Source organism: Ruegeria profundi, from assembly GCF_001507545.1.
Classification (GTDB): domain Bacteria; phylum Pseudomonadota; class Alphaproteobacteria; order Rhodobacterales; family Rhodobacteraceae; genus Ruegeria; species Ruegeria profundi.
Genome location: NZ_LQBP01000008.1, coordinates 86314 through 106363, shown reverse-complemented (window position 1 = coordinate 106363; position 20050 = coordinate 86314). Strand labels below are relative to the sequence as shown.

The window sequence follows — 20050 nt, the reverse complement described above, 5'->3', positions numbered from 1 at the left end:
ATGCGCGGACCCCACAACATTATCCGCCTGATCCGGACAGGCGCCACGTTAGAACGCACCGGCGCGATGAATGTGGTTCTGGATGCTTTCGAAGCCCCGCGCGCATTGCGCATTGTGGCGCATGCACTGGGCAAGCCCTTTCAGTTTCTGGGCTACAAAGGCGATCCGAAAATGCCGCCCGCCACGCGGGCGCTGACCGCGCTTGGCCCGGCATACATCAAATTCGGCCAGATTCTTTCGACCCGCCCCGACGTGGTGGGTGAGGAACTGGCAGCGCAACTGCGCGTTTTGCAGGACAAACTGCCGCCCTTTTCGCGCGGCGAAGCCATGGCCGAGGTGCAGAAGGAACTTGGCCAGCCTGTCGAAAGTGTCTTTGAAGAATTCAGCGACCCAATCGCGGCGGCCTCGATTGCGCAGGTCCATAAGGCGCGGCTGGTCAGCACCGGGGAATATGTCGCCGTCAAAGTCCTGCGCCCCGGGATCGAGCGCGCTTTTAAAAAAGATGTCGACGCCTACTATCTGGCTGCCCGGATCATCGAGCTTTTTGCGCCCGGTGCCCGCCGTTTGCGCCCCATGGACGTGATCGAGCATTTTGATGGCGTGGTGCGGGGCGAGCTTGACCTGCGCCTGGAAAGCGCTGCCGCTTCGGAATATGCCGCGAACACCAAGGACGATGCCGGGTTCTGGCTGCCTCCGATCGTGTGGTCGCTTTCGGCGCGACGGGTGATGACGCTGAGTTGGGCGGACGGCATTCCGCTGGGTGACAACGCCGCGCTGGACGCTGCAGGTCACAATCGCCGCGATCTTGCTGAACGCGTCCTGCGTCTGTTCCTGCTGCACGCGCTGCGTGATGGCTTTTTCCATGCAGACATGCACCAGGGCAATCTGAAGGTCGCCGCGAACGGTGACATCATCGCGTATGACTATGGCATCATGGGCCATATCGACGAATATACGCGTCGGGTCTATGCCGAGATATTGTTTGGCTTCATCCGCCGCGACTATAAGCGTGTGGCCGAAGTGCATTTTGAGGCCGGATACGTCCCCGCAAATCAGGATGTCGACGAATTTGCCCGTGCCCTGCGCGCGGTGGGCGAGCCGATCTTTGGCATGGATGCCTCTCATATCTCGATGGGACGCCTGCTGAATTACCTGTTCGAGGTGACTGAGCGCTTTGGCATGGAAACCCGGACCGAGTTGATCCTGCTGCAACGCACCATGGTGGTGGTCGAAGGTGTCGCGCGTTCATTGGATCCGCGTATGAACATCTGGGAGGTCGCCCGTCCGGTGGTCGAGGATTACATAAAGCAATCCATCGGCCCCCGCGCGGCACTGAAGGACTTGGGTAAAACCGCAAGGGTTCTTGCCCGGTTCGGTCCGCGCCTGCCCGGTCTGGTCGAAAACGCCCTGATCGCGCAGACGCAAAACGATCAACCCCAGAAGTCGGCCTTCTGGTCCACCGTATTGCCAGCCGCTGTTGGGGCTGCGGCGGGTGCAGCACTGGTCCTGTTGCTGAACGCACTCAGCTAAGATCAACCAAGCTTGCAGTGACTTTGGGCGCAGCGCAATCGTTGCGCGAAAAAGGGGGCCAAGCGGCCCCCTTGATCAGTATCTGATCAGAGCCGTTCAATCGCGATGGCAATGCCCTGACCGCCACCGATACACATGGTCACCAAGCCCTTGGACCCACCTGTACGCTCTAGCTCGTAAAGGGCCTTAAGCGTGATGATCGCCCCAGTTGCGCCCACCGGGTGACCCAAGGCAATCGCACCACCATTGGGGTTCACCTTGGCTGCATCCAACCCAAGCTCCTGGTTCACCGCCAGGGCCTGTGCTGCAAAAGCTTCGTTGCTTTCAATCACATCAAAATCGCTTACCGACAGACCGGTTCTGTCCATCAGGTTCCGCACGGCCGGAACCGGGCCGATGCCCATCACTTCGGGGCGCACGCCAGCATGCGCATATCCCAGAATACGCGCCTTGGGTTTCAGTCCTGCCTTTTCTGCGGCTTCCGCAGTTGCAAGAACCATCGCGGCAGCACCGTCGTTGATGCCCGACGCGTTCCCGGCAGTGACGCGGCCGTCTTTTTTAAAGACCGGACGCAAGCCGGCAAGCGCTTCGGCCGTCGTAGCCTTGGGGTGTTCATCGACCTTGAAGTCGACCATGTCGCGTTTGACCTTGACCTGAACAGGTGTGATCTGGCTGTCGAAATATCCCGCGTCGATTGCCGCTGCCGCCCGGGTTTGGCTGGTCAGCGCAAACTCATCCATCTGCTCGCGGTTGACTTGATGTTCGTCCGCAACGTTTTCAGCCGTAACACCCATATGACCCGTGCCAAACGGACAGCTTAATGCACCCAGCATCATATCGAGCGACGTGACATCGCCCATCTTCGCCCCCCATCGTGCCTGTGGCATGATATACGGGCTGCGCGACATGCTTTCCGCGCCACCGGCAACGGCGAATTCGGCGTCCCCAAGCATCAGGGCCTGTGTCGCCGAGACAATCGCCTGTGCGCCCGACCCACACAGCCGGTTCACGTTCATCGCAGGGGTACCGTTGGGAATGCCCGCCTGCATTGCAGCAACGCGTGACAAATACATATCGCGCGGTTCGGTGTTGATCACATGTCCGAACACGACGTGTCCGATCTGGGCGCCTTCGACGCCCGAACGTTCCAGCGCAGCTTCGGTCGCAACCGTCGCCAGGTCGATGGGAGCGGTCGAGGACAACGCCCCGCCAAAGGTTCCAATCGCGGTGCGGGCACCATCTAGAATTACGATGTCTTTCATGGATCACTCCTTGTCGATTCGGCGGGATTATGCACTTGCAGCATTGGGCTGTCGCGCAAAACGTGTCGTAACACACAGAATTGACATTCACCCGCTTAAGACGCAAGAAATTCCGTCATGACGGACAATACCGACGATATCCTGACACGCCTTCCTGCCCGCCTGAAAGAGGCACGCCGGTCCAAAGGTCTGTCGCTTGAGGCCGTAGCAAACCTGAGCGGGGTGTCCCGCTCGATGGTCAGCCAAATCGAACGCGGCGAAAGCAGCCCGACCATTTCAACCCTGTGGAACCTTACGCGTGCCCTGCAGGTGGATTTCGCGGGCCTGCTGGACGAGGCCAACACCACCGATCAGGTTGAAGTGCTGCGCAACGCCGAAGTGCCCAGCATCGACAACATGGGTCGGAATTGCCGAATACGTATCCTCTCTCCACCCGAAGAGGCCGGTGGGCATGAAGTTTACGATATCCAGTTTGACGCGGATGGCGCCTTGTTAAGCCAACCTCATGCGCGCGGCGCGAGGGAACAACTGACAGTTCTGGAGGGTTCGGTTCGTGTGTCCTCTGGCAGCGCGTCCCGCGACCTGCAAAGGGGCGATACGGCGCGGTATGCTGCGGATGTGACGCATTCGATTGTGGCTGAGGGTCCGGCCCGCGTGTTCCTGATTGTAAAAAACGCCTGACGGTCGCCGCGATCCGTTTTAGTGGATTTTTTCCCATATACTGAATTCCCCCATTTGGGAATTAAATCCGTTATGTTAGACATGCGACTCATATAGACGGAGACCGCCATGGCAGATGCATTCCTGTCCCACATCACGGACACACTCGCACAGATCGAATCCGAAGGGCTTTATAAACGCGAGCGGATGATCACTTCGCCGCAAGGCGGTGAAATTACGGTGGGCGAAAAACAGGTTATCAACCTGTGCGCCAATAACTACCTTGGTCTGGCTGATCACCCCGCCCTTATCGACGCCGCGAAGGGCGCGATGGAACCCAGAGGATTCGGCATGGCCTCGGTCAGGTTTATCTGCGGCACGCAGGACATCCACCGCGAGTTGGAGCAAAAGCTGGCGCAGTTCCTGAAACAGGACGATGCGATCCTTTTTGCCGCTTGTTTCGATGCAAACGGCGGTCTCTTTGAGCCTTTGCTAGGGCCTGAAGATGCCATCGTTTCGGACAGTCTAAACCATGCCTCGATCATCGACGGGGTGCGGTTGTGCAAGGCCAAACGCTATCGTTACCAGAACAACGACATGAATGATCTTGAAGCGTCGCTGAAACAGGCGCGCGAAGACGGGGCACGGCATATCATGATCGCCACCGATGGCGTGTTTTCGATGGACGGATACTTGGCAAACCTGCCGAGGATCCGCGCTTTGGCCGACACATACGACGCCGTCGTCATGGTCGACGACTGCCACGCCACCGGCTTCATGGGACCAAACGGCGCTGGCACACCGGATCACTTCGGGGTCAAGGTAGACATTCTGACAGGAACCTTGGGCAAGGCGCTTGGGGGGGCAATCGGCGGCTATATCGCCGGGCCGCAACCAGTGATCGACCTGCTGCGACAGCGGGCGCGGCCCTATCTGTTTTCGAATTCACTGCCGCCTGCCATCGTTGCCGCTGGTATAGAAGCCATCAGACTGGTCGAAGAAGGTGAAATGCTGCGCGCCCAATTGTTCGGCAATGCCAAGTACTGGCGCGCGGGGCTGGAAAGGCTGGGCTTTGACCTGCTGCCCGGCGAACACCCGATCATTCCGGTCATGCTGGGTGAGGCGACACTGGCGCAAGAGATGGCCGCCAGGTTGTTTGATGAAGGGGTCTATGTCTCGGGCTTCTTCTTCCCCGTCGTTCCACGGGGTCAGGCGCGGATCAGAACTCAGATGAATGCGGCCCTGACAAAGGACGAATTGGACCGGGCACTTGCCGCGTTCGGCAAGGTCGGCAAGGACTTGCGAGTAATCTGATGCGACCCAACACGATGAAAGCCTTGGAAAAGACCAAGCCCGAAGAAGGCCTTTGGATGGTGCAGGCCCCAGTGCCTGAGATCGGCCCGGACGACGTTCTGATCCGCATCAACAAGACAGGCATTTGCGGAACCGACATTCACATCTGGAATTGGGATGAGTGGGCCGCGGCCACCGTACCCATCCCGATGATCACCGGTCACGAATTCGCTGGTGAGATCGTCGAAATAGGGCGCAACGTAACCGGGCTTGAGATCGGTCAGCGCTGCTCGGGCGAGGGGCACCTGATCGGAAAAGACAGCCGCCAGAGCCGCTCGGGCAAATTTCACCTTGATCCCGGAACGCGGGGTATTGGGGTAAACGAACAGGGCGCGTTTGCGCAATATCTGAAACTGCCTGCTTTCAATGTTGTGCCCTTGCCGGACGACATACCGGATGAAATTGGCGCAATCCTCGACCCGCTTGGCAATGCCGTTCACACCGCGCTCAGCTTTGATTTACTCGGCGAGGATGTCCTGATCACCGGCGCAGGCCCTATCGGTATCATGGCCGCCGCCGTTGCGCGCCACGCCGGTGCCCGGCATGTGGTGATCACCGATATCAACCCCGATCGCCTGAAACTGGCTGAACACGTGGTGCCCACCGTGCGCACCGTGGACGCGTCCAAAGAAGGCCTGGAGGACGTCATCGCCGAACTGGGTATGAAACAAGGGTTCGATGTCGGGCTTGAGATGTCGGGCGCGCAGGTCGCGCTAGACCAGATGGTAGAGGCTTTGGTCATGGGCGGAAAGATCGCTCTGCTGGGAATACCGCCTGGAAAATCACCGGTGGACTGGTCCCGCATCGTGTTCAAGGCCATTACGATCAAAGGCGTCTATGGCCGTGAAATGTTTGAGACTTGGTACAAGATGATTGCCATGTTGCAAAATGGTCTGGACGTCAGCCGGGTCATTACCCACCAGATGAAGGTCGACGATTTTGCCGAAGGTTTTGCCGCGATGAAATCGGGCCGGTCGGGCAAGGTGGTTTTGGACTGGACCTAAGCCTCTGGCGCTCTGCAGACTCAGACCCTAAACAAGGGTGACACAGACGTTTGGAGAGCCACATGAGCGACAAGGATGACCGCTATCTTGAACGCGGGATCGAAGATACTCTGGTCACTGATTTCACAGAAACCCATCGCAAGAGTTACGGCGATTTCCTGCAACTCAAGACGCTGCTGAACCTGCAAAAAACCTTTCAAGACCCCGCGCAGCCGGATGAGATGCTGTTCATCATCATCCACCAGGTCAGCGAGCTCTGGTTGAAGCTGATGCATCATCAATTGGTCGAGGTGCGCAGGTTCCTGCAACAGGACGATTTTGGCCCTGCCATGAAGAACCTTGACCGGGTCAAAGCGATCCAGCGGCAGTTGATCGCGGCTTGGGAAACACTTTTGACCATGACGCCCGCAGACTACATGACCTTTCGGCACGCCTTGGGGAATTCATCCGGTTTTCAAAGCTATGGCTATCGTCAGATCGAATTCATTCTGGGCAATAAGGACCCCTCGACCCTGAAAGTTCACAAGCATGACGCCGAAGTCATGAGGATGCTGAACGATGCCCTGACCAAACCGTCGCTTTACGACGAGGTGTTGTTCATGTTGGCCCGCCAAGGGTTTGACGTACCCAGGGACGTTTTGGAACGCGATTATGCTCAACCCTATTCCGGCGATCCGCGCGTTGTAAAAATATGGGTGCAGGTGTTCCGCGATACGAAGCAGTATTGGGACCTGTATGCGCTTGCCGAAAAACTGATGGATGTGGAATCCCTATTCCAACGATGGCGGTTCGATCACGTTACAGCGGTCGAGCGTGTGATCGGCAACCAACCCGGCACGGGCGGGTCCAGCGGCGTATCGTTCCTGCGTAAGGCCTTGGATTTGCGCTTTTTCCATGATCTCTACGACATGCGCACCGAACTGATGTATACCAAGCAGGAGTAAGCGATGCTGTACCGCGGGTTCTCTCAGGAAGAACTGGATCAGGAATATTCACCCCGTTCGATGATCGGTGGGGACCTGACGCCATATCTGGACAGTTACGCCGCGCTCAGCGCCCGGCATCGCGCGCAGATGGAGGTGAAAGAGAACTTGGCCTATGGCGATACCCCAACGCAGGTTCTGGATCTCTTTCCCGCCAAAGGCACTGGCGCGCCGCTGCATGTCTTTATCCACGGCGGCTATTGGCAGGCGCTCAGCCAGCGTGAATCGGCCATGATGGCCCCGGCGCTGATCGAAGCCGAACAGTCTTTTGCCACTTTGAATTACACGCTCGCCCCGGATGCACGGCTGGATCAGATGATTGCCGAGTGTCGTGATGCCCTTCTTTGGCTGGCCTCACACGCGGGCGTCTTGGGTTTTGACCCATCCAGAATCACCCTGTCGGGGCACAGCGCCGGTGCGCAACTGGCGACCATGGTCATGGCAACCTCTGCCGATGCGCTCGCCCGGGCAGGTTTGCGCGTGCGCGATGTGATTCTGATCAGCGGTGTTTATGATCTTGAGCCGATCAGCCTGACCCCGATCAACGACCCGCTACAACTGACCCCGGTCGAGGTGCATGACCTGTCCCCCATCCTGCACCTGCCCGCCCCCGGTCCGCGCTATCACGTAACAGTGGCCGAACGGGACACGCCTGAATTCATCCGCCAAAGTCGCGACTATGCCGAACTGTTACGGAAGGGTGGCCATTCGGTCAGTTTCGATCTGAAAAAAGGGATGCAGCATTTCGATATCATCATGCATCCGGGAACGTTTTTGCCCGCCGGACACTAGCCCGAAAGAAAAACAGCGGCTCGATTGAGCCGCTGTTTTCTGTTTCTTGGTAAATTCGGATCAGTCCAGCGTACGGGTGACTTCTTCGCGTTCGAAAATTTCGATCACGTCGCCTGCGCGGATATCGTCGTAATTTTCGAATGCCATACCGCATTCTTGACCTGACTGAACCTCGGTCACTTCGTCCTTGAAGCGCTTGAGTGTCTTCAGAGTGCCTTCGTGGATCACCACGTTGTCACGCAGCAGGCGGACGCCAGCCGAGCGGCGGGCAACGCCTTCGGTGACCAGACAGCCTGCAACCTTGCCGACACCGGTAACTTTGAAGACTTCGCGAATCTCGGCGTAACCGATGAACTTTTCGCGGATCTCGGCGCTCAACAGGCCAGAAGCGGCTGCTTTCACGTCATCCACAAGGTCATAGATCACCGAGTAATACCGGATTTCCACGCCCTTCTGGTTCGCGGTGTTCCGCGCCGATGCGTTGGCACGGACGTTGAACCCGAAGATCGGCGCGCCAGACGCTTCGGCCAGGCCGACATCCGTTTCGGTGATCGCACCCACGCCCGAGTGCAGCACACGCACACGCACCTCGTCGTTGCCGATTTTTTCCATCGCCTGAACGATGGCTTCGGCCGAACCTTGTACGTCCGCTTTCATCAGAATCGGCAGCTCGGTGACGTTTTCGTCTTCCTTGGCCTTCTGCATCAGCTGCTCAAGCGTGGTCGCGGCACCAGCGGCAGCGCGTTTGTCCTTGGCGGCTTGCTCACGATAGGCAGCAATCTCGCGGGCCTGCGCTTCGGTCTCGGTCACGTTCAGAACGTCACCGGCCTCGGGCGTACCGTTGAGACCCAGAACCTCGACCGGAACCGAGGGGCCAGCTTCGTTCACGCGATCGCCCTTGTCGTTGATCAGCGCACGGACCTTACCGTATTGCTCACCCACAACAAAAATATCGCCCTGACGCAGAGTGCCGTTCTGAACCAGAACGGTGGCCACGGGACCGCGACCCACATCCAACTGCGCCTCGATCACGGCACCTTGGGCGGCGCGATTCGGATTGGCTTTGAGTTCCAGAATTTCGGCCTGCAATGCGATGGCTTCCAGCAGCTCATCCAGACCCTGACCGGTTATGGCAGATACTTCGACGTCCTGAACCTCACCCGACATTTTCTCGACGATCACTTCGTGCTGGAGCAGATCAGTGCGCACCTTGTCCGGGTTGGCATCGGGTTTGTCGACCTTGTTGATCGCCACGATCATCGGCACTTCGGCCGCCTTGGCGTGGTTGATCGCCTCAATGGTCTGCGGCATCACCGCATCGTCAGCCGCCACAACCAGAACCACGATATCCGTGACCTGAGCCCCGCGCGACCGCATCGACGTAAAGGCCGCGTGGCCCGGGGTATCGAGGAAAGTCAGCGTCGCACCGCCATCGGTTTTCACCTGGTAGGCACCGATATGCTGGGTAATACCTCCGGCCTCACCCGCCACAACACGTGCATCGCGGATCGCGTCCAACAACGAGGTCTTACCGTGGTCGACGTGACCCATGATGGTAATGACCGGCGGACGCGGTTGCAGATCTTTTTCGTCGTCTTCGATCTCTTTGATGACATCTTCAACATCCGAATCGGAAACGCGCGTCACCTTGTGACCGAATTCCTCGATGATCAGTTCGGCGGTATCGGCGTCGATGGTCTGGTTCTGCGTGACCATCATACCCATCTGCATCAGCGACTTGACCACATCTGCCACACGCTCGGCCATGCGGTTGGCCAGTTCCGAGACCATGATCGCCTCAGGCAACTGAACGTCGCGGATCACCTTTTCCCGCTCAACCGGGCCGCCCATGGCTTTCTGACGCGCACGCTCCTGCTTGCGCTTCATTGACGCCATCGAGCGTTGACGGTTGCCTTCGCCACCGGTGGCCTGACCGAGTGTCAGCTTACCGGAGCGACGGTTGTCATCGCGCCCTTTGCCGCGGCCACGCTGTTCGCGTTCGCGGTCCTGTTTGCGCGGAGCCGCAGCCGGCGCGGGTTTGCTGGCCGGGGCGCGTCCGGCTTTGGGCTCTTCCGGAGCCGGGGCAGCAGCAGCCCGTTGGGCAGCTTCTTCCGCTTCCTTGCGCTTGCGCTCTTCATCTTCCGCCTTTTGGCGTGCGCGTTCTTCGGCCTCACGCTGTTCGCGTTCTTTGGCTTCTTGCTCTGCACGCCGCCGGGCGCGTTCTTCTTCACGCGCTTTCTCTGCCGCTTCACGCTCGGCGGCTTCTTCAGCCTCGCGCGCTTTGGCGGCCTGCAACGCCTTCATCCGACGGGCCATCTCTGCGTCGGAAATCCCGGCAGGGCGGCGCGAAGGATCGCCCGAGGGCGCAGCTCCGCCGCCCGGCTTTCCAGCACCCGGCTTGGGGACCACCACGCGTTTGCGTTTGGTTTCCACCACGACATTCTTAGTGCGTCCGTGGCTGAAACTCTGTTTCACATTTCCGGGGCGTGCCCCGCCACGAAGACCCAATGTCTTTTTGCCGTCATTATCGCTCATAAAGCTTCTTACCCTTCCGCGCGGCCCCTGCCGCCGTCATCCGTTTCGCGCAAGCCACGCAGGCGCTGCGCTTCCTCTACAACACGTTTGGCGAGTCCACCAGAGGCCAAGGCCGCATGAATCACCGTTTGGCGCCCAAAAGCCTGTCCTAACTCGTCCGCCGTCAGCCAGCCGATGTATTTTCCGAAGTGCGGCGTGCTGAGTTTCGACTTTCCGCGCCCCGATCCATCAGCGGCCTGAATCAATACCTGGGCCTCTTCCCGGTCCAGCCACGTCTTGACTTTCTCGTATCCGGCGACAGCATCGCCGGACTTGCGTGCCAGGCTCAACAACTCGATCACACGGCGTGAGACCTGCTTTTCGACCTCGTCCACCAAGTCCTGAGGCACATTTACCTGAGACTTGAACCCGCGCGCGAACAGTTTTTTGCCCACCGCCTTATCCAAGGCCGTTCGATCTGCCGACACATAGACCCCGCGCCCCGGCAATTTCGCCGCGACATCCGGATAGACCTGACCGTCCGGCCCCGTCACAAAGCGGATCAACCCGTATTTGGGTTGCACCTCGCCCGTGGCGATGCACTTACGCTCAGGTCCTTCGGACCGATCTTTATGGACGCCACCGCGACCCATGCGCCTACCCCGAGACCTGAGATCAGGCCTCGGCCTCCTCATCTACAGACTCGCCATCTTCTTCGGTCTGCGCCAACTCGGCCGGGTCAACCCAACCTAGCATGATGCGTGCGGTCATGACCAAATCCTGCGCTTCTTCCAAAGAAACACCAAAAGGTTCAAGCACACCGTCATCTTTGACCCGCTCACCGTCGACGGTCGTCCAGCCGCCAGCCAGTTCCCAGTCGGCGCAGGTTGCGAAATCTTCCAACGTCTTCACGTCGTCTTTGGCCAGCGCTTCTACCATCTGGGGTGTGAGGCCTTCGAATTCAATAAGGCTATCCTCGGCGCCCAGCGCCCGCGCACTGTCCAGCGCCGCCTTGGCCTGTGCTTCCAGAAACTCGCGCGCACGGGTCTGAAGTTCTTGCGCGGTCCCTTCGTCGACACCGTCGATGACCAGCAACTCATCGATCTCGACATAGGCCACCTCTTCGAGGTTGGTAAAGCCTTCAGAAACCAGCAGCTGCGCAAAGAATTCGTCCAGATCCAGGCTATCCATGAACAGCTTGGTGCGCGCCTCGAATTCCTTCTGACGACGTGCCGATTCTTCGGCTTCGGTCATGATGTCAATGTCCAGGCCGGTCAACTGGCTGGCCAGACGCACGTTCTGACCGCGGCGACCGATGGCGAGGCTCAGCTGCTCCTCAGGTACCACGACTTCGATCTTGCCGGCTTCTTCGTCCAAAACCACCTTGGAAACCTCGGCGGGCTGAAGCGCATTCACAAGGAATGTCGGCTGGTCTTCGTTCCACGGGATGATGTCGATCTTTTCACCCTGCAATTCGTTCACAACGGCCTGCACGCGGCTGCCGCGCATACCAACGCAGGCACCGACGGGGTCGATCGAGCCATCATAAGAAATCACGGCAATCTTGGCACGCGAACCGGGATCACGGGCCACAGCCTTGACCTCGATGATGCCATCATAGATTTCCGGCACTTCCATCTTGAACAGCTCGGCCATGAATTCCGGCGCGGTGCGCGACAGGAAGATCTGGTGGCCACGAACCTCGCGGCGGACTTCCTTGATATACGCCCGCACGCGATCATTCGGGCGATAGCTTTCGCGACCGATCTTGTCGTTGCGGCGCAGAACAGCTTCGGCCCCACCCAGATCGACGATGACATTGCCGAACTCTTCGCGTTTGACAGCACCGTTGATGATTGTACCGGCGCGATCCTTGAATTCTTCGTACTGGCGATCCCGCTCAGCTTCGCGGACCTTTTGCAGAATCACCTGCTTGGCGGACTGAGCCGCGATGCGGCCCATTTCAACCGGCGGCACTTCTTCGACGAAAACGTCACCAACCTCGGGCGACTCCATGTACTGGCGCGCCTGTTCGACGGTCATCTCAGCCTGATAGTTCTCAAGCTCCTCATCCTCGACCACTGTGCGGACGCGGGTAAAGGTCGCCTTGCCAGTCTTGCGGTCGATTGACACGCGGATGTCCATCTCGGCGCCGTAACGGCTCTTGGCGGCACGGGCGAGCGATTCTTCCATCGCTTCGACAACCAGACCGGGGTCGATCATCTTTTCGCGGGCCACGGCCTCGGCGGTCTGCAGCAGCTCCAGCTGGTTGGCTGAGGTGATTGCCATCAGTTCGTCTCCTCTTCGGACCCTTCGGTCTCAATCTCGTCGAAAGCGTTTTCGTTCAGGGCACCCGCATCTTTGCGCTGGCGCAGCATTTCCTTGATCAGGTCATCGGTCAGGACCAGCTTGGCGTCGCTCAGCCAGTCGAATTGCAGACCGATGGTGATGGTCTCACTCCCTTCGGGGATGTTGATCAGAACCTCATTCCCTTCGATCCCGGCCAGTTCCCCTTTAAACCGCCGACGACCGTCGATCAGTTCAGCAGTCTCGATCTTGGCCTCATACCCTTCGAACATCTCAAAGTCCTTCAGACGCGTCAGGGGTCGATCGATGCCCGGGCTGGACACTTCCAGCGTATAGGCGTCAAGGATCGGATCCTCGACATCCAGCGTGGCGCTGACGGCGTTGGAAATCTCGGCGCAATCATCAACTTCGATACCACCGTCGGGCTTGTCTGCCATGATCTGCAGCGTGGTCTGCTTGCCGCTCATCAAGCGGATGCGGACAAGCTCGTACCCCAAATCCTCGATCACGGGCGTAATGATTTCCGCGAGTCGCCGGTCTATGGCTGCCTTGGCTATCAGGTCATTTGTCATCTGGTGCTCTACCCTTCGAACGGGCACAAAAAAACGGGCGCGCGGCCCGTCGAACTTTCCGGTGGAGCCCCGGACCGAAGCCCGACACGCCGCTGTTGCACCTGCATATACGCGCGGTTTCCCGAATCTGCAACCCCTAGCGCGTTGCGTGGCCTGATTTACGCCAACCACCACCGTTCGGCTATGCGGCCATCATCAAGCGCGCGGCCCGTAGCAATCTGACGCGGCATACCCACATGCGGTGCCACGGCCAGCGCCATGTTCGATTCGCTTGGGAAATATCGCAACCCACGCTGGTTTTTCAGACCGTCACCTGCCGGCAAAGCGGCCACATCGACATATCCGTCCCGCAGCGCCTCGGCCCGGATGCGGGCATCGGGGATAACGATGATTTCGATCGTCTCCGCCCACCCTGCCGAACCGTCCTTATAATGCCCGGACACTTTGCGGCCCAGGAAGTGACGATCGTCATCCGCGCGTTCCACCCGGTAGCATCCGGTGCCGTTTGCCTTGTTCAGCGGCGTTACGCCCTGTCCGCCCCGGGTGATGACAAAGCGGTTGTCAGCCAGAAGGAATGGCAAGCCCGGGTTAGCCTCGGCAAGCTCCAGCCGAACCGAATCTGCAGCAAGTGCCTCAGCTTGTCCGACCTCACTCAGAACAGCCACCACATCGGCGGCTTCCAGCGGTGCGCCGTCGTGGAAGGTAACACCCTTTCGCAGGTCAAAACGCCAGACACGCGCTTCGGCATCGGTATGCCAGCCAGTCGCCAATTCGCCGCGCAACGTGCCGTCGGGCGCAATCTCGGTCAGCGTATCAAAAACAGCCCCGCGCGCCACCAGCTCCAGACTATCGTCGCGCGGCACGGCCAATCGTAGAGCACCCCCCGCCTTTGGCGTATCCGCCAGTGACTTACCCGTCGCCGCTAACAAGGCAGCCGCGGCACCCGAGGCGAACAGAGCGCGGCGGTCAATCCGGGTCATGCTACCCCCTCGGCCACGCGGTCCATGATTCGAACCAACTCGGCACTGATGCCGGGTTCAGACAGAGCGTGGCCCGCGTTGCGTACCATCTTCAGCTCGGCATTGGGCCAGCGATCAGCAAGGGCCCACGCGGCCTGCGGCGGACAGATCATGTCATAACGGCCCTGCACGATATGTCCCGGGATGTGTGCGATCTTTCCAATCTGGTCGAGGATCTGCCCATCCTTCTGAAGGAAAGCAGCATTCATGAAATAGTGATTCTCCAGCCGCGCAAAGGCACGCGCGTATTCACCAGGGCTTTCCCCGACCCCGCCTTGCGCGTGAATCGACGCCAAGGCGTTCTCCCACGCGGACCAGGCCCGCGCGTAAAGGATTTCAGTGGCGCGATCCCCCGAGAAGAGCCGTTTGTTGTAGGCGCCGATTGTGTCGGACAGCTCGCCCTCGGTCAGCAGCGCGGTGAACTTTGCCCACTGCTCGGGCCAGAACTTGCCGGCCCCACCGCCGTAGAACCAATCCAATTCGGCCTGCGTGGCCAAAAAGACACCGCGCAGCACCAATCGGTTCACGCGATCGGGATGCGCCTGCGCGTAGATCAACGCCAGTGTGGCGCCCCAACTGCCGCCAAACACGGTCCAGTCGTCGATATCCAGCAGGGTTCGAAGCCGTTCTATGTCAGCCACCAGATGCCAAGTGGTGTTGTCGGTCACTGATGCGTGTGGCCGGGATCGACCGCACCCGCGTTGATCAAACAGAATCACCCGGTACGTATTCGGGTCAAAATAGCGGCGCATCGCCGGGCTGCAGCCGCCCCCCGGCCCACCGTGCAGGACCACAACCGGCACGCCATTGGGATTGCCGCACTGTTCCATATAGATACGGTGGCCTTCGCCAACATCGACCATGCGCTGATCGAACGGGTCGATCGGCGGGTACAGATATTGCACTGCGCGCTTTTGGTCCGGGTACTTGTCCATTATCGCCCTATATAGTCCTTTAACGTAAAAGAGCATACGGAGACAGGAATGCAAGCGCATCCGAATACTGTGGACCCGTCCGAGATCGCAAAATTCGAGGCGATGGCCGCGGAATGGTGGGACCCGCATGGGAAATTCAAGCCTCTGCACATGCTGAATCCCTGCCGTCTTGACTATATCACACAGCAGATCGCAGGAGAATTCGACCGGGATTTAAAGTCGCCTAAGCCTTTCGAAGGCCTTCGCCTACTGGATATCGGTTGCGGTGGTGGGTTGCTGAGCGAACCCATGGCCCGTTTGGGCGCCAAGGTTGTTGGCGCGGACGCAGCTGAACGCAATTTGCCCGTCGCCCGCATTCATGCCGAGCAATCCGGGCTTGAGATCGATTACCGCCACACCACGGCCGAAGACATGGCTGCCGCAGGTGAGCAATTCGATGTTGTTCTTAACATGGAAGTGGTCGAGCACGTGGCCGATCCGCTCTCGTATCTAACCGCAACACAACAACTGCTAAAACCCGGCGGGCTGCAGATCTGCTCGACCATCAACCGCAACCCGAAATCATATGCGATGGCTATTTTCGGGGCCGAAGTGGTCATGCGCTGGCTGCCGCGCGGCACGCATGAGTGGAGCAAGTTCATCACGCCCGACGAGTTGTTCGACCTGCTGCGTCAGGCGGGTTTGGAGCCGGTAGATCGCAAAGGCTTTGTCTTCAATCCGATTCTCTGGAGCTGGTCGATCTCAGACCGGGATTTGAGCGTGAACTATGTGACGGCGAGTGTGAAGCCAAGCTAAAGCTATTCGCCTTCCAACTGGATGCGCAGATCGCGCAGCACCGGCAACGTGCTGCGCACGCGCTCAACACCTAACTCTTCAACCACGCGGTTGATCATCGGCGCAATTGACGCGATTGCCTGATCGCGCGCGCGACGTCCAGCGGGGCTGATCGCGACCATCTTGCGGCGAGCATCGTCCCAATCGGGACGGATGTGGATGTATCCGGCCCATTCCAACTTGGCCAGAGTGTTGGTCATCGCCCCGCGCGTGACGTGGAACGTGCTTGCCAGTTGCGCAGGCGACCGTTCGTCGCCCACAAAGACCAGATGGTTCAGAACCGAGAAATGTGAAATCTCCATGCCCTTTGGCAGCACCCGGCTGAGCCGGTTGCGCAATAGCTGGTCTGCGGTCAGGATCTCGCTGAACAGCGTGACCGCGAGGGCATTGTGATCGTCTGTCATGGTCCGATTCTGGATCAGGGCCCGTCAAAACGACGGGTGTGCGTCAACGAGGGCACGCGGCGACGCGCCTCAGCCACAGGATTATCATCCAAATCGAAAAAGTGAATGCCCGGATCGGTCCCTGCGTCGACAACGACCTCTCCCCACGGGGCCACGACCATACTGTGGCCGTATGTGTGGCGGGTCTTTCCACGGGTTTTCGCGTGCTCTCCGGTTTGCGCTGGTGCCAGCACCCATGCGCCATTCTCAATCGCCCGTGCACGCAGCAGCGATTCCCAATGCGCTGCGCCGGTCACTGGGGAAAATGCAGCCGGAACAGTAAGAATCCGCGCGCCTGCTTGCGCCAAAGACGCATAGAGATGTGGAAACCGAATATCGTAGCAGATGGTCATCCCAATCGCACCAAAGTCGGTCTGGGCCAAAACGGCCTTATCACCCGGGCGGTAGTTCTTTGATTCGCGGAACGTCTCAGACTCGGTGACTTGCACGTCGAACATATGAATCTTGTCGTACTTTGCCACGATCTGCCCTTGCGGGTCGATCAGGAAGGAGCGGTTGGCAAAGCGTCCGTCAGCGTCATGGGTTTTGATCCCAAGCGAGCCGATCAACAGCCAAACGCCCAGCTCAGCGGCCTGATCGCGCAGGCCCGCGAGCGTGATGTCATCTTCTTCGTGCTGAAGAACCGCGCGCTGCCGCGTTGTGCTGGTAGAGACACAATTCGTCACCTCAGGTGTCAGAACGAACCGCGCGCCCTGGCCTGCCGCCTCGGCCAACAGGCCGCGAACGGTCGCCAGGTTTTCGACCGGATCATCAGACGAGGTGAGTTGCAGCAGCGCGGATTTCATCAAGCTGCCAGCAGACGGTCCAGCTTGCCCTGCCGCTCAAGTTCATAGAGCTCATCGCAGCCGCCGACATGTTGTGAACCGATGAAAATCTGCGGCACGGTGCGTTTGCCGCCCGCGCGCTTGATCATTTCGGGCTTGCGTTTGGGATGTATCAGCACATCGACTTCTTTGAACTGAACTTTCTTCTGTTTCAGCAGACGTTTGGCCGCGTGGCAGTAGCCGCACAGCGGCGAGGTGTAGATTTCAACCGGTTTCATTTCTTGTCCTTCAGATTTTTTACAATCTTGTGCGAATTAGGCATCCTTGGCAACGCGCGCCAGAGCCAACACAAAAATATGATTTGCGCCAGCTTCACGGCAGACACGTGCACAGGCCGTCAGTGTCGCGCCCGAGGTCATGACGTCATCCACCAACAGCACATCCCGGCCCTGCATCCGATGCAGGCGTCCGGGGTGCAGTGAAATCGCGCCTGACAGGGTATCTGCCCGTTCCGCTGCGGTTTTCCCGTCCAGAACAGGCGTCCGGACCCGACGCTTCAGAAGGTCCGGGCAAACGTCCAGCCCGGTTTCGCGCGCCAGATGCTGCGCCAACAGCGCCGACTGGTTGTAGCGCCGCTTGACCAATCGCGACCAATGCAACGGCACCGGCGCAATCAGCATATCATCGCGTATCAAGTCCCTGCCAGCCTGCGCCATCCACCTGGCCGCTGGGCGGGCCAATTCCGGTCTGTCGCCATGTTTCAACGCCAGAATCAACGACCTTGCCTTGCCCTCGTACAAAAGCGCGGCGCGCGCGGCGCTCCAGGGGCGGGGTGTTTTCATACAGTCATCACAGTCAATTCGATGACCGTCTGGCGCGCCCGGCAGGGGAACGCCGCAACTTTCGCATACGAGCCCGCCAATAAAGGGCGTATCGCGCCAGCAAGAACCACACAGACCAAAATCGGTTTCGGTCAGATCACCGCATCCCAGACACCGCGCTGGATAGATCAGTTGAACAGCGGTTTGAATTCGCTGCAAGATGCGATAATTCCGCCCTATGAAGCTGCCTGACTCCACTGCACCCTCTCTGTTCGACCGCCGGGCACTTGACCGGCACCGTGCCCGAGCGCGGGATGAGGCCCTGTTCCTGCATCATGCCGCCGTGGACGAAGTGCAGGATCGCCTCTCTATGGTTAACAAAACCTTCACGGCCCCGGTGATCGTGACGCCGTTCCGACAGATTTGGCAGAATGTTCTGACCAACGCACAGGTTATCCCGGATGATGAGGTTCTGGCCTTGCACCCCAAGGCGCATGATCTGGTGATCCACGCCATGGCGCTGCACTGGGCCAATGATCCCGTGGGCCAACTGATCCAATGCCACCGCGCCCTAAGGCCAGATGGGTTGCTGTTGGTGGTATGTCTGGGAGGCGAAACCCTGCACGAGCTGCGCGCGGCTCTTGGACAGGCTGAAATAGAAGTCACTGGCGGGCTCAGCCCTCGCATCGCGCCCATGGCCGAACTGCGCGATCTCGGCGGCTTGCTGCAACGGGCGGGTTTTGCCCTGCCAGTCGCCGACACCGCCCGTCTGACGGCGGAATATCGCGACCTGACCCACCTGATGCATGACCTGCGCGCGATGGGAGAGACCAACAGCTTGTCCGGGCGTGTGAAACACCCCACACAACGGAAGATTTTTTCGCGCGCCCAAGAGATCTATGCCGGCCACTTCTCGACCCCTTCAGGGCGGCTGCCGGCAACATACGAATTGATCTGCCTGACCGGCTGGTCACCCGACGAAAGCCAACAAAAACCCTTGCGCCCCGGATCGGCCAAAGCGCGCCTTGCCGATGCCTTGGGAACAAAAGAAGGCAAACTGCCCGATTGACGACTGGTCTTTTCCAGTTATCTCAGCCCGATACGCAGAAATTCAGGAAGCCCGACATGTTTGACGCCACCCGCCCATCCCATGCCCCCGCAGACCACCCCAAGGTCAAAATGGGCCGTGTTGGTATCCTGCTGGCCAATCTGGGCACGCCGGATGACTATAGCTATTGGCCAATGCGGCGGTATCTGAACGAGTTTCTGTCGGATCAGCGCGTGATCGACTATCCCAAGTGGAAGTGGCAGCCGATCTTACAAAGCATCATCCTGACCAAGCGTCCTTTCAGCTCGGGTGAGGCTTACAAGTCGATCTGGAACCACGATAAGGGCGAAAGCCCACTCATGACGATCACCAAGGACCAGACAGCCAAGATGCGCAAAGCGATGCAGGCGCGCTATGGAGATCAGGTGCTGGTCGACTTCTGCATGCGCTACGGAAACCCGTCGACCAAATCGAAAGTGCGCGAAATGGTAGCCGCAGGATGTGATCGCATGCTTTTTTTCCCGCTTTACCCGCATTATGCGGGCGCTACGACCGCGACCGCCAACGATCAGTTCTTCCGTGCATTGATGGATGAAGCCTGGCAACCCTCTACCCGCACGGTACCACCCTATTTCGATGAGCCCGCCTATATCGACGCATTGGCCCGGTCGGTGGAAAACGCCTATGCCCAGATGGAAACCAAGCCGGACATCCTGGTTTGTTCGTACCACGGTATGCCGGAACGGTACCTGCAACAGGGCGATCCCTACCATTGCCAATGCGCCAAGACGACAAGATTGCTGAAGGAACGGCTCGGCTGGCCAGATGATCAGATCACGTCGACGTTCCAGTCGCGCTTTGGCCCCGAGGAATGGTTGAAACCTTATACAGTTGACCACGTGGCCGACTTGGCCAAACAGGGCAAGAAAAACATCGCCGTCATCGCACCCGCATTTTCAGCCGATTGCATCGAAACGCTGGAAGAAATTAACGAAGAGATAAAGGAAAGCTTCGAGGAAGCGGGCGGTGAGGAGTTTACTTACATCCCTTGCCTCAACGATGACGATTCGCACATCGAAGCCCTTGGCAAAGTGATCGAAGATAATCTGAAGGGCTGGTTGGACTGAGCCATCTTTGTACTCAGGCATGAAAAAAGGCGGTGGAGTGCTCCACCGCCTTTTCTCTAGA

Annotated in this window: 20 protein-coding genes; 9 read left to right on the top strand and 11 right to left on the bottom strand. The window is 59.0% G+C overall.

Annotated elements, in window-relative coordinates; translation table 11 throughout:
* Positions 1 to 1530, top strand: coding sequence for a 2-polyprenylphenol 6-hydroxylase (gene ubiB, locus AVO44_RS15495; protein ID WP_068338605.1), 1530 nt, complete (start codon positions 1 to 3; stop codon positions 1528 to 1530).
* A gap of 86 nt (positions 1531 to 1616) precedes the next feature.
* Here the strand turns inward: ubiB and AVO44_RS15490 are convergent, their stop codons facing one another.
* Positions 1617 to 2792 carry an acetyl-CoA C-acyltransferase family protein gene (locus AVO44_RS15490; RefSeq protein WP_068338603.1) on the bottom strand — a complete coding sequence of 392 codons (1176 nt, stop codon included), beginning with the start codon at positions 2790 to 2792 and terminating at the stop codon, positions 1617 to 1619.
* Between the two features lie 117 nt (positions 2793 to 2909).
* On the opposite strand from AVO44_RS15490, the gene AVO44_RS15485 reads away from it, so the two are divergent.
* From AVO44_RS15485 to AVO44_RS15465, 5 genes are all read left to right on the top strand, one after another.
* On the top strand, positions 2910 to 3473 hold the full coding sequence (locus tag AVO44_RS15485; protein ID WP_068338600.1) for a helix-turn-helix domain-containing protein: 564 nt from the start codon (positions 2910 to 2912) through the stop codon (positions 3471 to 3473).
* Positions 3474 to 3581: 108 nt separating this feature from the next.
* Positions 3582 to 4766: a glycine C-acetyltransferase gene (locus AVO44_RS15480; protein WP_068338597.1), complete on the top strand. Its 1185-nt coding sequence runs from the start codon at positions 3582 to 3584 to the stop codon at positions 4764 to 4766.
* 14 nt (positions 4767 to 4780) lie between these two features.
* On the top strand, positions 4781 to 5809 hold the full coding sequence (gene tdh / locus AVO44_RS15475; protein ID WP_068338949.1) for an L-threonine 3-dehydrogenase: 1029 nt from the start codon (positions 4781 to 4783) through the stop codon (positions 5807 to 5809).
* 62 nt (positions 5810 to 5871) lie between these two features.
* Positions 5872 to 6753 carry a tryptophan 2,3-dioxygenase gene (locus AVO44_RS15470; RefSeq protein WP_068338594.1) on the top strand — a complete coding sequence of 294 codons (882 nt, stop codon included), beginning with the start codon at positions 5872 to 5874 and terminating at the stop codon, positions 6751 to 6753.
* A gap of 3 nt (positions 6754 to 6756) precedes the next feature.
* Positions 6757 to 7584 (top strand): alpha/beta hydrolase, encoded by an 828-nt coding sequence (locus tag AVO44_RS15465; protein WP_068338591.1) that lies wholly within the window; start codon positions 6757 to 6759, stop codon positions 7582 to 7584.
* Positions 7585 to 7644: 60 nt separating this feature from the next.
* Here the strand turns inward: AVO44_RS15465 and infB are convergent, their stop codons facing one another.
* From infB to pip, 6 genes are all read right to left on the bottom strand, one after another.
* Complete coding sequence (gene infB / locus AVO44_RS15460) at positions 7645 to 10119, bottom strand: translation initiation factor IF-2 (RefSeq protein ID WP_068338588.1); 2475 nt, start codon at positions 10117 to 10119, stop codon at positions 7645 to 7647.
* A gap of 8 nt (positions 10120 to 10127) precedes the next feature.
* Positions 10128 to 10751 carry an RNA-binding protein gene (locus tag AVO44_RS15455; protein WP_068338584.1) on the bottom strand — a complete coding sequence of 208 codons (624 nt, stop codon included), beginning with the start codon at positions 10749 to 10751 and terminating at the stop codon, positions 10128 to 10130.
* Between the two features lie 22 nt (positions 10752 to 10773).
* Positions 10774 to 12387, bottom strand: coding sequence for a transcription termination factor NusA (nusA, locus tag AVO44_RS15450; RefSeq protein WP_068338581.1), 1614 nt, complete (start codon positions 12385 to 12387; stop codon positions 10774 to 10776).
* Entirely contained in the window at positions 12387 to 12977 is a 591-nt protein-coding gene (rimP, locus tag AVO44_RS15445; protein ID WP_068338578.1) for a ribosome maturation factor RimP, read from the bottom strand. The genes nusA and rimP overlap by 1 nt, the downstream gene beginning before the upstream one ends.
* Before the next feature lie 158 nt (positions 12978 to 13135).
* The gene (locus AVO44_RS15440) at positions 13136 to 13957 is read right to left on the bottom strand and encodes an ABC transporter substrate-binding protein (RefSeq protein ID WP_068338575.1); all 822 of its coding nucleotides are present in this window, start codon (positions 13955 to 13957) and stop codon (positions 13136 to 13138) included.
* Positions 13954 to 14931 (bottom strand): prolyl aminopeptidase, encoded by a 978-nt coding sequence (gene pip / locus AVO44_RS15435; RefSeq protein ID WP_068338572.1) that lies wholly within the window; start codon positions 14929 to 14931, stop codon positions 13954 to 13956. The genes AVO44_RS15440 and pip overlap by 4 nt, the downstream gene beginning before the upstream one ends.
* Before the next feature lie 48 nt (positions 14932 to 14979).
* On the opposite strand from pip, the gene ubiG reads away from it, so the two are divergent.
* The gene (gene ubiG, locus AVO44_RS15430; protein WP_068338569.1) at positions 14980 to 15726 is read left to right on the top strand and encodes a bifunctional 2-polyprenyl-6-hydroxyphenol methylase/3-demethylubiquinol 3-O-methyltransferase UbiG; all 747 of its coding nucleotides are present in this window, start codon (positions 14980 to 14982) and stop codon (positions 15724 to 15726) included.
* A 2-nt stretch (positions 15727 to 15728) separates the two neighbouring features.
* Here ubiG and AVO44_RS15425 read toward each other — a convergent pair whose 3' ends face one another.
* The 4 genes from AVO44_RS15425 to AVO44_RS15410 are packed head-to-tail and all read right to left on the bottom strand — an operon-like array spanning position 15729 to position 18036.
* Positions 15729 to 16169 (bottom strand): MarR family winged helix-turn-helix transcriptional regulator, encoded by a 441-nt coding sequence (locus AVO44_RS15425; protein ID WP_068338566.1) that lies wholly within the window; start codon positions 16167 to 16169, stop codon positions 15729 to 15731.
* A 14-nt stretch (positions 16170 to 16183) separates the two neighbouring features.
* Complete coding sequence (locus tag AVO44_RS15420) at positions 16184 to 17014, bottom strand: carbon-nitrogen hydrolase family protein (protein ID WP_068338563.1); 831 nt, start codon at positions 17012 to 17014, stop codon at positions 16184 to 16186.
* Complete coding sequence (grxC, locus tag AVO44_RS15415) at positions 17014 to 17271, bottom strand: glutaredoxin 3 (protein ID WP_068338559.1); 258 nt, start codon at positions 17269 to 17271, stop codon at positions 17014 to 17016. The genes AVO44_RS15420 and grxC overlap by 1 nt, the downstream gene beginning before the upstream one ends.
* A 36-nt stretch (positions 17272 to 17307) precedes the next feature.
* Complete coding sequence (locus AVO44_RS15410) at positions 17308 to 18036, bottom strand: ComF family protein (RefSeq protein WP_068338947.1); 729 nt, start codon at positions 18034 to 18036, stop codon at positions 17308 to 17310.
* A gap of 16 nt (positions 18037 to 18052) precedes the next feature.
* Here AVO44_RS15410 and AVO44_RS15405 point away from each other — a divergent pair, with 16 nt between their 5' ends.
* Both AVO44_RS15405 and hemH read left to right on the top strand, forming a co-directional pair.
* On the top strand, positions 18053 to 18883 hold the full coding sequence (locus tag AVO44_RS15405; RefSeq protein WP_068338558.1) for a methyltransferase domain-containing protein: 831 nt from the start codon (positions 18053 to 18055) through the stop codon (positions 18881 to 18883).
* Positions 18884 to 18939: 56 nt separating this feature from the next.
* Positions 18940 to 19989 (top strand): ferrochelatase, encoded by a 1050-nt coding sequence (hemH, locus tag AVO44_RS15400; protein ID WP_068338556.1) that lies wholly within the window; start codon positions 18940 to 18942, stop codon positions 19987 to 19989.
* The last annotated feature ends 61 nt before the right edge of the window (positions 19990 to 20050 follow it).